Source organism: Paenibacillus sp. SSG-1 (assembly GCF_002224835.1).
Taxonomy (GTDB): Bacteria; Bacillota; Bacilli; order Paenibacillales; family Paenibacillaceae; genus Paenibacillus_AQ; species Paenibacillus_AQ favisporus.
On the sequence record NZ_MBRK01000001.1, the window covers coordinates 2,048,234 to 2,062,732 of the forward strand.

Annotated in this window: 12 protein-coding genes; 11 read left to right on the forward strand and 1 reads right to left on the reverse strand. The window is 52.2% G+C overall.

Annotated features, from left to right (window positions below; genetic code table 11):
• Positions 1-50: 50 nt before the first annotated feature.
• From BCV73_RS09665 to BCV73_RS09680, 4 genes are all read left to right on the forward strand, one after another.
• Complete coding sequence (locus tag BCV73_RS09665; protein ID WP_076167044.1) at positions 51-839, forward strand: alpha/beta fold hydrolase; 789 nt, start codon at positions 51-53, stop codon at positions 837-839.
• 43 nt (positions 840-882) lie between these two features.
• A complete protein-coding gene (locus tag BCV73_RS09670; RefSeq protein ID WP_076167041.1) occupies positions 883-1,641 on the forward strand; it encodes a TrmB family transcriptional regulator in 759 nt (252 codons plus the stop codon).
• 155 nt (positions 1,642-1,796) lie between these two features.
• Positions 1,797-2,981: an MFS transporter gene (locus BCV73_RS09675; protein WP_076167037.1), complete on the forward strand. Its 1,185-nt coding sequence runs from the start codon at positions 1,797-1,799 to the stop codon at positions 2,979-2,981.
• Between the two features lie 39 nt (positions 2,982-3,020).
• Complete coding sequence (locus BCV73_RS09680; RefSeq protein ID WP_089546922.1) at positions 3,021-3,419, forward strand: hypothetical protein; 399 nt, start codon at positions 3,021-3,023, stop codon at positions 3,417-3,419.
• Between the two features lie 74 nt (positions 3,420-3,493).
• Here the strand turns inward: BCV73_RS09680 and BCV73_RS09685 are convergent, their stop codons facing one another.
• Entirely contained in the window at positions 3,494-3,871 is a 378-nt protein-coding gene (locus BCV73_RS09685) for a winged helix-turn-helix transcriptional regulator (protein WP_234489216.1), read from the reverse strand.
• Between the two features lie 128 nt (positions 3,872-3,999).
• Here BCV73_RS09685 and BCV73_RS09690 point away from each other — a divergent pair, with 128 nt between their 5' ends.
• From BCV73_RS09690 to BCV73_RS09725, 7 genes are all read left to right on the forward strand, one after another.
• Entirely contained in the window at positions 4,000-5,433 is a 1,434-nt protein-coding gene (locus tag BCV73_RS09690) for an MFS transporter (protein WP_089546923.1), read from the forward strand.
• Between the two features lie 582 nt (positions 5,434-6,015).
• Positions 6,016-7,002 carry an iron-hydroxamate ABC transporter substrate-binding protein gene (locus BCV73_RS09700; RefSeq protein ID WP_089546925.1) on the forward strand — a complete coding sequence of 329 codons (987 nt, stop codon included), beginning with the start codon at positions 6,016-6,018 and terminating at the stop codon, positions 7,000-7,002.
• Positions 7,003-7,232: 230 nt separating this feature from the next.
• Entirely contained in the window at positions 7,233-8,198 is a 966-nt protein-coding gene (locus tag BCV73_RS09705) for an ABC transporter permease (RefSeq protein ID WP_089546926.1), read from the forward strand.
• A gap of 83 nt (positions 8,199-8,281) precedes the next feature.
• Positions 8,282-9,106 carry a carbohydrate ABC transporter permease gene (locus BCV73_RS09710; RefSeq protein WP_084203839.1) on the forward strand — a complete coding sequence of 275 codons (825 nt, stop codon included), beginning with the start codon at positions 8,282-8,284 and terminating at the stop codon, positions 9,104-9,106.
• An 84-nt stretch (positions 9,107-9,190) separates the two neighbouring features.
• Complete coding sequence (locus BCV73_RS09715; protein WP_089546927.1) at positions 9,191-10,897, forward strand: type 2 periplasmic-binding domain-containing protein; 1,707 nt, start codon at positions 9,191-9,193, stop codon at positions 10,895-10,897.
• Positions 10,898-10,988: 91 nt separating this feature from the next.
• Positions 10,989-12,893, forward strand: a complete 1,905-nt coding sequence (locus BCV73_RS09720) for a sensor histidine kinase (protein WP_256992798.1) — start codon at positions 10,989-10,991, stop codon at positions 12,891-12,893.
• Positions 12,871-14,430, forward strand: a complete 1,560-nt coding sequence (locus BCV73_RS09725; RefSeq protein WP_089546928.1) for a response regulator transcription factor — start codon at positions 12,871-12,873, stop codon at positions 14,428-14,430. Before BCV73_RS09720 ends, BCV73_RS09725 begins: the two co-directional genes overlap by 23 nt.
• Positions 14,431-14,499: the final 69 nt, after the last annotated feature.

Consider the following 14,499-nt stretch of genomic DNA (forward strand, 5'->3'; position numbering starts at 1 on the left):
CCCTGCTGAGAATGGTAAAATAAGCTCATTCCGGTTGGGGAGGGAAAAGTATGGAAGCTTTCGTTAACGGGATCAAGCTCCATTATGTCGATGAAGGAACCGGCTTCCCGCTAATTGTATTGCATGGGCTTGGCCTGGACGTTCACTCGATGGAACACGCCATTCACTCGTTCAGCACTGATTTTCGCGTCATTGCCATTGATGCCAGAGGGCATGGCCTGTCGGATAAGCCGGCAGAATACCGTCTCTCGGATCATGTCCGGGATGTCATTGCGGTGATGGATTTCCTGAAGCTGGACAAGGTATACCTGGTGGGTGGATCGATGGGAAGCTATATCGCACAAGGAGTCGCCATTGCCGCTCCGGAGCGGGTGGAGAAGCTGGTTCTTGTCACGCCCAAGTCCAACGGCAGGACCTCGTCGATGGCCCGTTTATTCAGCGAGCATGCCGAGGAACTGGAAGGTATGGATACCCCGGCAAAGGTGCAGCATTTAAGCCGGTACATGTTTCACAATCTCTCATTGGTCGGAGCGTGGATGCAGCATGTTCAAGAGGGTGGAACAAGCTTGACGGAGGAGCAGAACGCCGCTTCCAACCGGGCACTTGAAGGGTTTGATTTCCGTCCCGATTATGGCCGGATTACGGCGGAGACGCTGATCATCAGCGGGAAATACGACGGTCTGAATCCGCCGGAGTGGGGCAGGGAAATCGCGGATGCCATTAAGGGAGCGCGGTACGTGGAATTCCTTCATTCCGGGCATGCGCCGCATGTGGAGGAGCCGGAGCGGTTTGACGAAACGGTAAGAAGCTTCCTGCTTGCGCCTCCGGAACAAAGCTGAAGATTGCACCGACCAAGCAGCAAGGGGAGCGGGGATAAAAGTCATGTTACATAAATTCGGATTTTCACAATATGAGAGCAAGGTGTACGAGGCGTTGGCGTCGGCGGAGCAGCCGATGGACGCCACGATGATCGTGAAGCATTCCGGCGTGCCCAAGGCGAAGATATATGAAGTGATCTCCCGGATGGTGGAGAAGGGGATGGTGCTGGAATCCGTTTCGGAAAAAAAGAAGCTGTATACCGCATTGCCACTTCCGCTCGTGATCGAGAAATTAACGTCAGAGTTTCAGTCGGACATTCAGGAGCTGGAGCAGCATAAGGTTCAGAAAGCGGTCATCGACGACCATGTCTGGAGCTTGAAGGCAGACTCATCGATCGGATCCCAGTTAAAGCAGATGATGGAGAATGCAGAGCGCTCGATCCGGTTTTCGGCGTGGGAGGACGATTTCCACAAGTATCTGCCTATCCTGCTGGACAAGCAGCAAAATGGCGTCAAAGTGGAAGGTGTCGTGATTGGCGATACGCCTGATGGCCTGCCCCAGATCGTCCCGATGAAGCCTAGCGAGCAGCATGTCATGCTGGAGCGGTTCAGGCTGCTGATTGTAGACGACCGCGAGGTCGTATTTGCCGGCGTGGAGAATGATTCGTGGCAGGCGATCAAGACCCAGTCACAGCCGTTCGTGCGCGTGTTTACGGACTATTTCCATCACGATTTGCTTTTGGCGAAAATAACAGGCAAATACAATGATATTCTGCTGAACGACGAGGAGATTATGACGGAATTGCTTCAGTTGAAATATTAAGCGCGTCACGTGAAAAACGGGTGGACCCGGATCCATCCGTTTTTTGTATGCAAAAAATAGGGGTTGATCCTCATTTTGAATTAGGTTACCATTGCAGTAGTAACCATAAAAGACATGGAACAGAGAGATTTTTACAGAGGGGAGTTACATGCTGCATGAATTTTAAAATTTACATTCTAGCGATCGCCTGCTTCGTGACCGGAATGGTGGAGCTGATCGTCGGGGGGATGCTGGATCTCGTTTCATCGGACCTTCATATTTCGGTGAGCACAGCCGGGCAGTTGATCACTTTATATTCCGTGGTATTTGCCGTATCGGGGCCTGTGCTGCTGGCGGCAGCTTCGAGGGTCGAACGTAAACTGCTGTACCAATGCGCCCTGCTGGTCTTCATTGCCGGCAATGTGCTTTCGGTCGTCAGCCCGAATTTTACGATGATGGTGATCGCAAGAATTTTGTCGGCAGCGAGCGCCGCGCTCATCACCGTGCTGTCTATCACGATGGCCTCCCAGATGGCGGAACCGGCGTACAGAGCCCGGGCCATCGGCGTTATCTTTATGGGAGTGAGCGGCTCCCTCGTACTGGGCGTACCTGTGGGCATGATGCTGGGCAACGCTTTTGGATGGCGTGCTCCGTTTGTCATGATTTCCATTCTGGCCGTTATATCGTTCATCGCGGTGCAAATTTTTATTACCAAAACGCCTCCCGGCGAGACCGTGCCGCTGCGCAAGCAGCTGGCATCCTTGAAAAACGGCAAAATCATTTTTGGCCAGCTGATTACGATTTTGATGCTGACCGGTCACCTGACCTTATATGCTTATCTGACGCCGTTTCTGCAGGAGACGCTGCACCTGAGTCCTTCTATGCTCAGCCTGTTTTATTTTATTTTTGGCATCGCGGCTGTCCTTGGCGGCGGGGCAGGGGGCTGGGTCACCGACCGGTTTGGGCCTGAGAAAAGCATTCTGACCATTGTCAGCGTGTTTGCCGTAGCCATGCTGCTGATGCCGGTATCTACGGTTTCGGTGTATGTCTGCCTGATCGTGATGATCGTCTGGAGCATGCTCAGCTGGTCGATCTCTCCTTCGATGCAGAGCTACCTGATCAAAGCGGCACCGGAATCGCCGGACATCCAGCAGAGCTTGAACAGCTCGGCATCCCATATCGGTATTGCGCTGGGGTCGGCGATTGGAGGCATGGTGATCGAAGGATCGTCGGTGTATTACAACGCCTGGGTTGGCGTAATTTTCGTCCTGCTCGCATTGGGATCCGCGGTGCTGTCGATTACATGGAAAAAGCGCCGGGTCGAGTCCCGTGCGGCTGCGGGCGTCCAGGAAACATCATGATGGAGGTGAATTCCGCAGTGGCGGCACAGCGGAATGTCAATGGAACAACAGTGGAATATGGAGCCCGCCAAATGCATGGCGTTGACCGTTCAGTTGATGCAGGGTCGGATCTGCCCTGTGACCGGCGGTGATGAAGAAGCAGACGGCTTTTACCAAGAGTTGGGGCGGTTTGCCCAAGACCCCGTCATTCACGAGCTGCTTGAGAGCGGAAGCTTTGAATTGGTTGACGTGGGAGATGCTGATATATTTGCTTACAAACGAAGCATGGATCAGCATCGGCTGCTGATCGTAGCGAATATGAACAAGGAGGAGGCGGCATTCCGGGGTGACGGAATAACAGGCGGACAGAAAATGGTATCCGTCTATCCGGATACCGTTCCATCCGAAGCGATGCGGCTGCGGCCGTATGAGGCGTTTGCGGTATTGATCAACGGATGAAGGAGGGGAATAATCCCTCCTTTTTTTGTGCAATGGTGGAGTGTTTTAGCATAAGGGGGTATCTTAATCGGTGCTTAGTTGGAGTTGGATTGTTTAAGGTGGCCGCCCATCGCTTTTTTATAAGAACTGCCCCATTCCCTGATCTGCAGAATGACCGGTTTGATCGTCTGGCCGAACTCGGTCAGCGAATATTCCACCCTTGGGGGGACCTCAGGATAAACCACTCTTTGGACGATTCCGCAGTCCTCCAGCTCCCTAAGCTGAAGTGTGAGCATGCGCTGCGTAATACCTGGAATGATCTGACGCAGTTCGTTAAAGCGTTTGGTGCCGTCCAGAAGGGTGTACAGGATCATTCCCTTCCACTTGCCCCCAATGATATTCAAGGCGACTTCAACGGAGCAGCCCTGGAGATATTCGGCGCGGAGTACGCCATATTCCGGATTTTTCTTCAACCCGATCCCTCCTCATAAGTTACAAGAAGTATACTGTACCACAAAAATGTGCGTACTTACTTCTCTTCATTTTAGCACATATAATCAGATCAGCAGCTGCATACATGGACTAAAGGAGAGAAAAGGATATGGAAAATCAAGCTTTAACAGGCCGACAAGCTTCAGCTTCACCTTCTGTAGCGGGATACCGCTGGTGGTCCTTGACCGTCATCCTGTTTGCGACCTTTATGGCAATTCTTGACGTATTTGTTGTGAATGTTTCGATATCCGATATTAAAAAAGGCCTTTCGTCAACCGACGGGCAAGTTGAATGGGTGGTGACTTCCTATACGATCGCTTATGCTGTTTTATTGGTGACCGGCGGGCGGTTGGGCGATTATTGGGGGAGAAAACGGATGTTTCTCTGGGGAATGACAGGTTTCACCATTGCGTCCGCTCTTTGCGGCATGGCCCCAAGTGCTGAGCTGCTGATTGCCGCGCGGGTACTCCAGGGCATGTCGGCAGCCATGATGATTCCGCAGGTTCTATCGACCATTCAGGTCCATTTCACCGGAAGAGAGCGTGGGATTGCGCTGGGCATATACGGCGGGGTGATCGGTCTGGCATCCGTTGCCGGGCAAGTGATAGGTGGTTTTGTGCTGGAATGGAACATCGCAGGACTGGGATGGCGGAACGTATTTTTTATTAATATTCCATTCGGAATCATCTCAATCGTCGGATCCATGATCGTACTAAAAGAATCACGCTCGGATTCGCCCGTCGTCAAATTGGACATCATCGGTCTTTCGTCCATCACAGTGGGGCTGCTGCTCCTGATATACCCGCTGATCAGCGGAAGAGAGTCGGGATGGCCCTGGTGGACCTATGCATCCTTGGCATTGGCGGCACTTGTCATCTCGCTCGGTCTGGCTTATGAACGCCATGTGAAAAAGAAAGGAAGGGTACCTTTCATTCAGCTGTCTCTTTTTCAATACCCTGCTTTTACAAGAGGTCTGCTTGTGACATTAGCCTATTATTCCGGCAACGCCGGCTTATACTTTGTTCTCGTCCTGTTTCTTCAGCAGGGGCTGGGACTATCGCCGCTGGCATCAGGCTTAACTTTTCTGCCGCTCGGAATCGGGTTCGCCGCATCATCCATGCTTGCCCAAAAGCTGGTCAAGGCTTTTTCCGAAAAAGTCGTATATTGGGGCGCGATCCTAATGCTCGTCAGCGATCTTGCGCTGATCGGCCTATTATATGAATCGGGAGAACATGTAAGCAAAACGCTGCTGTATCTGCTTATGCTCCTTGTGGGAGCCGGCCAGGGAGTCATTGCTCCCCCGCTGCTTCAAACGATACTTTTCAGGATCCGCCAGCAAGATTCAGGGGCTGCCTCGGGGATTCTGACAACGATGACCCAAATCTCTCAGGCATTAGGGATAGCGATATTGGGCGGTGTGTTTTATACTCTGGCGGATCACCACGGGTACGTTACTGCGTTCAGAGACGCGCTGTGGGTCCTACTTGCCCTAGGCACGGCTGTGCTGATTGGTTTAATGAATTTGATTCGACTCCATAAATGAGAGCAAGGGCTGACTTTGAAGCACTAAAGGATAGCTTAAGGGCTTCATCGGAAGGATATACAGAATTCTAGACCTCAGAGATAAGCCTTCCGATGAAGACGATGTACAAGAGGCAAAAGATCAGCATCATATTTAACAGTATAGTGCCCAATGAGAGAATGATTTGCTTTCGGTTCCCGCCAGGGTAAAATCCGGCTATGCCCCAAAGAAAAGACAGGGTGGCGGCTATGATCAGAAGAACGAAAGGTTCGAACCGAATCAGACGCCCAAATCCGAACGTGGGGTTTGGGGTTGTCATGAGGAGGATAAACGCAGTCCAGCAGACAAGGGCAACCCCCAATGATAAAGCACCGCTTCTTCTCATCTTTCTCGCTCCTGTGGGTGATTTTATACCAAGTATACCCAAAGACGGGTCACTGTCACGAAAAAAACACTTGATAATGAGATTCATTATCACATATGATACTTAAAGAGAAATCTTTCACGTAAAACCGGATGGACCATGGATGTACATATAGGTTTTCGTAAAAATAATGAGACTCTAGCCTAGATAGAATGAACCAGTGGAGGGGACATACCATCATGAAACTCAAACTTAAAGGATCACTGCTGCTCGCGCTGCTGATGAGCTTTACCGTATTGGCCAGCGCCTGCGGCGATAAAGCCGGCAATTCAAACACAACGGATTCGGGGGCAGCGGCAGGAGGTAACAGCACCGCGGATACCAAGCAGGAACGCGTGCTGACGGACGCGCTTGGTCATGAAGTGAAAGTGCCAGCGAATCCGAAGCGGATCATCGCATCCTATTTGGAAGATCATCTGCTGACGCTTGGCGTCAAACCGGTTGCCCAGTGGTCGACTGGCAAAGGTTCCGTGCAGTATTACCTGCAAGATCAGCTGAACGGCATTCCGGAAATCTCTTACGACCTTCCCTATGAAGCCGTCATGAGCTTTACGCCGGATCTGATCATCCTGAGCAGTGCGGACATGGCGACGGACGACAAATACGAGCAGTACTCCAAGATCGCTCCGACCTACGTCGTAGGTAAAGAGAAGAGCAACAATTGGCGCGAAGAACTGAAGGCGGTTGGCGAAGTGCTTGGTAAGAGCAAGGAAGCAGAGGAAGCCGTTCAAACTTATGATAAGAAAGCGGCGGACGCCAAGGAGCAGCTTCAGAAGGCCATCGGCACGCACACGGCAGCGGCACTTTGGGTGACGGGCAAAGACATTTACGTGTCAAGCGACCACTTGTCCAGCGGCTCGGTGCTGTATGATGATTTGGGACTCGCGAAGCCTAAATTGGTAGAAGAACTGTCCAAAACCGGCACGGCGAGCTGGAACCAGGTTTCGCTGGAAAAATTCGCGCAAATGGACGCCGATTATCTGTTTATCGTCAACAGCCGCGGCGTATCAAAGGATGAGCTGCTGAAGGATCCGGTATGGGCTAACATCCCGGCCGTCAAGGAAGGCCATGTGTATGAGTTCGACGATCATTCCAGCTGGCTGTACTCGGGAACGATCGCCAATACGCAAATCATCGATGACGTGTTATCCAACGTCGTCAAATAAATCAATGAATACTTGTAACGCCCTACATTAGAAACTAAGGTTTAGAAGCCTCGGTTCCGGCACTTTCTGTCGGATTCGGGGCTTTTTTCTGTCTTCTCCACCGGATGCCACCTGAAATTTAGAAACCTTAACTAAAATTTGAAGACTATTTTTCATAGGAACCGCCGCCTATAATTAGTACCTGAAAGGGCTTACATAAGAGATTTCAGAAACGGGGTGCTTTCCAGAACATGAACGCAAGGGCCGGTATCGAAGCCGAGTGGGAACCTGCCGCCGAGAAGGCGAAAGAGAAGAAGCTGTGGCGGAAAATTGTGGGCCAGCGCTATCTGCAGATTATGGCTCTGCTGGGCGTCGCCTGGATGATTGTTTTCAATTATATCCCGATGTACGGGGTCATCATTGCTTTTAAAGAGTTCGACATTATTCACTCGATCTCTTCGGCTCCGTGGGTCGGATTGGATCATTTCAAGGAATTCCTGGAGGACGACAGTCTCGGATACGTGATCAAAAATACGCTCGGGATGAGCCTCCTGAAGCTGGTAATCGGGTTTCCGCTGCCCATCCTGTTCGCACTCCTGCTGAACGAAATCCGTTCGATCGTGTTCAAAAAGTGGATTCAGACGATTTCCTACCTGCCTCACTTTTTGTCCTGGGTCATTCTGGGCGGCATCCTCGCCACCTGGCTGGCGGATGTGGGCATCGTCAACAAGGTGCTGATGGCGCTTCACCTGATCGATCAGCCGATTACATACCTGGCCGAGCCCAAATACTTCTGGTCCATCGTCGTCACTTCCGACATCTGGAAGGAGATCGGCTGGTCAGCGATCATTTACCTGGCGGCGATTTCGAGCGTATCTCCGGAGCTGTACGAGGCGGCTACGATCGATGGGGCGGGCCGGTTGCAAAAAATGTGGAACATTACGCTTCCTTCGATCAAAGGCACGATTTCCATTTTGTTCATTCTGGCCGTCAGCGGCATCCTGAACTCCAACTTCGACCAGATTCTCGTGCTGCGCAACTCGCTGAACGAAACGTCAAGCAACGTCATAGACGTCTACGTATACAACGTTGGTCTGGCAGAGAGCCGGTACTCCTACGCGGCCGCGGTCGGACTGATCAAAAACGTGATCGCTCTCGCGCTGCTGCTTGGAGCCAACAGCATTACGAAACGGCTTAACAATACTTCCTTATTCTGATGGGACGGCGGTGACTCTTCGTGTATTCATTCAAACGCCAAAGCGCTTCGAGCGCGATCTTTGAAATTTTCAACTCCGTGCTGATGCTGATCGTCTGCTTCGTCACGCTGTATCCGATTTGGTACGTCATCGTGAACGCATTTAATGACGGGGCGGACGCGATGCGGGGCGGCATTTACTGGTGGCCGCGGCAGTTCAGCCTGGACAGCTTCCAGGCGGTGTTCCGCAGCGAGGGCATCATGACGGCCATGGGGGTCACGGTGGCCAAGACGCTGATCGGTACCCCGGTGCATGTATTTTTTACCGCGATGGTGGCGTATGCCTTTTCCAGAAGGGAGCTTGTCGGACGCAAGCTGTATATGTTCATCGGCACGGTGACGATGTTCTTCGGCGGGGGCCTTATTCCGTATTACCTGCTGATCCGGGATTTGCATCTGCTGGACAATTTTCTGGTATATATCCTACCTGCTGCATTCAGCTTCTTCGACCTGATCATCTTCCTGTCGTTTTTCCGGGAGATTCCTCCGGGACTGGAAGAAGCGGCGAAGATCGACGGGGCGAACGATTTTAAAATTTTCTACAAAGTCATCATTCCGGTATCCATGCCAGTGGTGGCGACAATCGCCCTCTTTCACGGGGTGTACCAATGGAACGATTACTTTACCGGGATGATCTTCATTAATGATACGAACCTGCAGCCGATCCAGACGTATTTGTACCGCGTCGTTGCGCAGTCAAGCTCCAACCAGATGCTGGCATCCATGCCAAGCGGCATGGCGGTGTCGGTGACGAGCCAATCGCTGAAGCTGGCTACCATGGTCGTTACCACCGCGCCGATCGTCTTCGTGTACCCGTTCCTGCAAAAGTATTTTGTAAAAGGCTTCATGATCGGATCGATCAAGGAGTAACCGGGAATCCGGGTTAATTCATGGTTATCAGTCCCGCCTGGCGGGAGTGTTAATAGATTAACGAAAGAAAAGGGGTTAGAATCCATGAGCAAATCGCGCAGACTCATGACTTCCATGATCGCTCTGACCGTCGTGTTCACGATGGCGCTGTCCCTTGCGGGCTGCTCCGGCGGCAAGAGCGAGACAAACGGCGGAAACACCGCCGCGACAAGCGGAAGCACGGATGCGAAGAACACGTCGTCCACGGGCGGCGGGGAAGCCAAACCGAATCCGGATGAGCCGGGCTGGAAGTCGGACAACGCGCCAATCACGTTTGATTGGTACATGAACTTTTCGTGGTTCAATAAAAAATGGGGCGGCGACGCGACTGCCGAATATGTCACCAAGAAGACGGGCGTCAGCATCAACTTTATCGTTCCGGCGGGTAATGAGAACGAGAAGCTGAACACCATGATCGCCTCAGGCAAGCTGCCGGATTTCATCACGCTCGGCTGGAGCGAGGAAGCCGTCAAGAAGATGATCGAGGGCAAGCTCGTGCTTCCGCTGAACGAACTGGCCGATCAATACGATCCTTACTTCTTCAAAGTAGCCGACCCGGCTAAACTGGGATGGTACACGCAGCCGGACGGCAACATCTACGGATACCCGAACGCATCGTCCTCTCCTGAAGATTACAAAAAGTACGGCTCGAACTTCACGTCAAACCAAACGTTCGAGGTTCGCAAGGACATGTATGAAGCCATCGGCAGCCCGGATATGAGCACGCCGGAAGGGTTCCTGAACGCACTCAAGCTGGCGAAGGAGAAGTTCCCGGAAGTGAACGGCCAGCCGCTCATTCCGCTCGGACTGCATGAATTCAGCGAGACCGGCAACTATTCGCTCGAAGGGTATCTCCAGAACTTCCTGGCAATCCCGCAGCAGAAGGACGGCAAGCTGTATGACCGCCGCCTGGATCCCGAATACATCTCATGGCTGAAGACGTTCCGCAAAGCCAACGAAATGGGACTGCTCTCGAAGGACATCTTCATCGACAAGCGTCCGCAAATGGAAGAAAAAATCGCACAGGGCCGCTACTTCGCGATGCTATACCAGCGCTCCGACTTTGATGCGCAGAACATGTCGCTGTACCAGAAGGACCCGAATTCTGCGTACATCGCGATCAACGGTCCGGCCAACTCCAAGAAGGACGCGCCGACCCTCTCCGGTCCTGGCATCTCCGGATGGACGCTGACCTTGATCTCCAAGGACGTGAAGGACAAGAAGCGGGCGATCGAGTTCCTGACCTACCTGATCAGCGAGGAAGGCAACAAGGACCTGTTCCTCGGCGAAAAGGGCGTGACCTACGACAACATCGACGGCAAAGACCAGTTCCTGCCGGATGTCGTGAAGCTCCTGAATACGGACCGTACCGCGTTTGACCAGAAATACGGCGCGTCTTACACCTACTGGATGCTGATGGATACCAACATGAACCTGCAGTGGGCACCGCCGGGCGTCGATCCGCAGAAACAGATGGCGGATTGGACGAAGGGCAAATCGATCAGCATGTCCGAATTCGACAATCTGGATCCGCCGAGCACATCCGAAGAGGGGATTGCCGGCAGCAAAAACGCACGGAATTGGGGCAAACTGCTGCCGAAGCTGCTGCTGGCCAAATCGGATGCCGAATTCGACGAGATGTGGAACAACTACATCAAAGACCGCAACAAGAACAAACAGGACAAAATTGACGCGTATCGCCAAAAAGCATACGAAGAGAACGTTAAAAAACTGGAAGCGCTCAACAAATAAGCGCCTTCTGACACAGGCCTGGAATCCGCGATTTTTTGCTCGCGGATTTTCAGGCTTATTACCATAAATGGGCTGGGTGGTGCTTGCGGCTATGATCAAACTTGCCCGGAATCGAATGGCCAGGCTGTCGACCGCCATCGGCCGGATGCCGATTCAATTGAAGCTGATCCTATCGTTTATCTGTATTATTTTGATCCCGATCACCCTGGTTTCCTGGTATTTATTCAACGGGGTATACCTGAATACGATCAAAGATTTGACCAAGAAAAACCAATATATTCTGGAGATCGAGAAAACGAACGTGGCCAACAACATGCAGGTGATGGAACGGACGGCCCAACTGGCCATCTCCAACAGCGAGATCAATGAGTATCTGCAGAGCAGGGAGGAGCTGGATACGGCCGATTTGATCGATTTTAAGATGAAGACGTTCTCCAGCTTTCAGTACTATCTGTTTAACAATCCGAACATCGCCAACATCCGGCTGTATTCGGAAAACCCGAACGTGAGAGAGTTTTGGCCGGTCATTTTCAAAGAATCCCGAATCAAGAACAAGCCCTGGTACCAGACGGTTCTTCGGCGCAACGGACTGGTCTGGTGGGAGATCAGCGCGACGAATAAGGACGTGATCAAGAACAGCACGGTGGCCAGCGATCAGGTCGGCGATTTTGTCACGCTGCTGCGCGAGATCAAATATCCGAACGATAAGCATAACGGCATCCTGGAGGTGACGATGGAGCTGAACAACTTTTTTATGAAAACCTTCAGCAGCGTACAAGATACGAGCTCACAAATGATCGTGGTGAACCGGGAGGGCAAAGCGTTTACCAACCCGTCCCTGAGCCTGATGCAAACGCTCCCTGTTGAAACGATTATGGACGAGTTCGCTAAGCACGGCAAGAAGACGGACCGCGAGTTTACCTTTACCTATAACGGGACGCCATATTTGTGCATTCCGAGCGATATGGAGCCGCTGGACAGCTATCTGTTCAACGTCGTTTCGCTAAAAAGCGCTTTGTCGGACGTCAGCAAACGGCGGAATACGATCATCATTGCCACGATTATTCTGATCGCCCTGCTGTCGGCCACGTCCTATATCCTGCATTCCTTGATTTTGAAAAAGCTGAACATTTTGCGCGATTCGATGAAAAAAGTACGCAAAGGCGACTTTAATTTCGAAATTGACATTACGAGCATGGATGAGATCGGGGAATTGGCCCACCATTTCCGTCAGATGCTCAAACGGATGAATGAGCTGATCGTCGAGGCGGTGAACCGCCAGGCGGCGACTAAGGAAGCGGAGCTGAAGTCGCTCAAAAACCAGATCGACTCCCATTTTCTGTACAATACTCTCGAAAACTTAAAGATGCTCGCCGAAATTGAGGGCCAATTCACGATATCCGATTCGCTCACCTCACTCGGACGCATGATGCGCTACAACCTGCAGTGGACCAGCAACCATGTGCGGCTGAGGGATGAACTGGAGCATATCCAAAACTACATCGCCATCATGAACATACGCTATGACAACAATCTGGTGCTGAACATCAACGTTCCACCGGTCCATATGGAACAGGAAGTGCTGAAGATGTCGCTCCAGCCCATCGTCGAAAACGCCGTTAAGCATGGGATGGGTTCCCGTTCCGAGGGCGAAAAGCTGGAAATCGCTATACATGCTTATGTATCGGGGGACAGCATCATTATCGAGGTCTGTGACAATGGCGACGGGATTCCCGAATCCAAGCTGAAGAAGATCAACCTGATGATCCGGCTGGAAGACGCGGATTATCAGCAAATGCGGAAGGAGCTCAACGACGGGGAAAGCAGCGGCATCGGACTGCGGAACGTCGATCAGCGTATCGTCATGTTTTACGGGAAGTCGCACGGGATCCGGGTGGAGAGCGCCGAAGGAAGTTTTACGCGAGTCACGATGACGCTGCCTTATCTAATTCTAGCGGGAGGTGTGCCTGCCCATGTGCAATCTGCTAATCGTTGATGATGAGAAAAATATCCGGGATGGACTGAAAGCGATGATTCGCCGCGAATTCGGCGACGACTACGCACTGTACTTTGCCGCGAATGGGGAGCAGGCGCTTCAAGTCATGGACGAGACGGAAATAGACTTGGTCATTACCGACATCCGCATGCCGGTGATGGACGGAATCGAGCTCATTAACCGTATACAGGATCAGGAGGCGCGGCCGGATCTGGTTATTCTAAGCGGTCATGACGACTTCCAGTATGCCAAAGCGGCGATCCGCTGCAATGTGAAGGAATACTTGCTGAAGCCGATCGTTCGTGACGAGCTGTTCCGGACGCTGCGGCGCCTTGACGAAGAACGCATCCGCAAGGGGGAAATCGCCGATCAGCTGCGCGGAACGAAGGCGCTTAAGGAAAATTATGCGGTGAGCCGGCTGCAGTATTTGTTTTTGCAGGAAGGCATGGACGAGCACGCCATTCGGGATGTGGTCCTTCAGGCGGGACTGGATTGGCTGGATGCGGGCGGATACGCCGCGCTGGTCCTCGTCCCGGAACGCTACCGGGAAGCCGGCTGGGATGAATTCACCACTTATGTTGACCAGATGATCGGCTGGCTTCCGGGTGAACGTTATATCCGTTTTTACGACAAAGACGGCAAACTCGTAATGTTTACCGACACCGCTGCTCCGTTCAACCGGCTGGGAGAGGAAATCAATCGGCAGTCGTCCAGCGCCATCCGGGCCGGCATCAGCGAAGAGATGGCGGGAGCAGGGGAGGTGAAGAAAGCTTACCAGCAGGCCGGCCGGGCGTTGAAGTACTTTTTGTTCCAAAACATACCGGGACTCATTCGAAGCACTGAACTGTCCGGCAAACGGACGGATTACCGCATCCCGCTGGAAGACATCCGGAAGACGGCCAACCTGCTCGGATTGGATCGGGATGCCGAGCTGAGCCGGCTGCTGCAGCATATTTTCGATATCCGGACGATTCTGCAGTATGATATCGGGTATCTGGAAGGGATCAGCCATGCTTTTAATGAGCATGTATTCGACCAGGTGTTTCAAACCTATGGCGAGGAATCCGTCGACATTTTAAAACTCCACAAGCAGGTGGGGAATCTGTACAACTTCAACCATTTTCATGATTATTTCCATAGTCTGGAGAGCCTGCTCTTCCTGCTGAGCGATTATGTGAAACGGATGCGGTCGATGCATTTTGACCAGAGCGAGATTCAGCGGGCCATCGTCTATATCGAGGAGCATTTTCATGAAAACTTGAATATGGCCGTCGTTTCCAATCATGTCTCATTGAATTATTCGTATTTCAGCCAAGCTTTCAAGGAGTATACGGGGGAGACGTTTGTCAGCTACTTGCGGAAGCTGCGAATCCGTAAAGCCAAGGAGCTGCTTGGCAGCACGGACCTGAAAGTGTACGAAATCAGCGAGCGGGCCGGGTTCGAGAACGTGAAGCATTTTACCAAGGTCTTTAAGGAAATGGAGGGCGTTGCGCCGCTCGAATACCGCTCGCAGCAGGAGGCGCTAAGGCCGAGGTGAACCCCCGAGACCGGCTGGCGGCTCCTGACTTGCTGTTATGTGTTGGTTTGAAAACCGGGAACGAAGCGA

Bases quoted from the DNA above. Each gene is read 5' to 3' on its own strand.
- BCV73_RS09705 (WP_089546926.1), top strand. From the start codon at position 7,233: ATGAACGCAAGGGCCGGTATCGAAGCCGAGTGGGAACCTGCCGCCGAG.
- BCV73_RS09715 (WP_089546927.1), top strand. From the start codon at position 9,191: ATGAGCAAATCGCGCAGACTCATGACTTCCATGATCGCTCTGACCGTC.
- BCV73_RS09725 (WP_089546928.1), top strand. From the start codon at position 12,871: ATGTGCAATCTGCTAATCGTTGATGATGAGAAAAATATCCGGGATGGA.
- BCV73_RS09700 (WP_089546925.1), top strand. From the start codon at position 6,016: ATGAAACTCAAACTTAAAGGATCACTGCTGCTCGCGCTGCTGATGAGC.
- BCV73_RS09710 (WP_084203839.1), top strand. From the start codon at position 8,282: ATGCTGATCGTCTGCTTCGTCACGCTGTATCCGATTTGGTACGTCATC.
- BCV73_RS09675 (WP_076167037.1), top strand. From the start codon at position 1,797: ATGAATTTTAAAATTTACATTCTAGCGATCGCCTGCTTCGTGACCGGA.
- BCV73_RS09665 (WP_076167044.1), top strand. From the start codon at position 51: ATGGAAGCTTTCGTTAACGGGATCAAGCTCCATTATGTCGATGAAGGA.
- BCV73_RS09720 (WP_256992798.1), top strand. From the start codon at position 10,989: ATGATCAAACTTGCCCGGAATCGAATGGCCAGGCTGTCGACCGCCATC.
- BCV73_RS09670 (WP_076167041.1), top strand. From the start codon at position 883: ATGTTACATAAATTCGGATTTTCACAATATGAGAGCAAGGTGTACGAG.
- BCV73_RS09690 (WP_089546923.1), top strand. From the start codon at position 4,000: ATGGAAAATCAAGCTTTAACAGGCCGACAAGCTTCAGCTTCACCTTCT.
- BCV73_RS09680 (WP_089546922.1), top strand. From the start codon at position 3,021: ATGGAACAACAGTGGAATATGGAGCCCGCCAAATGCATGGCGTTGACC.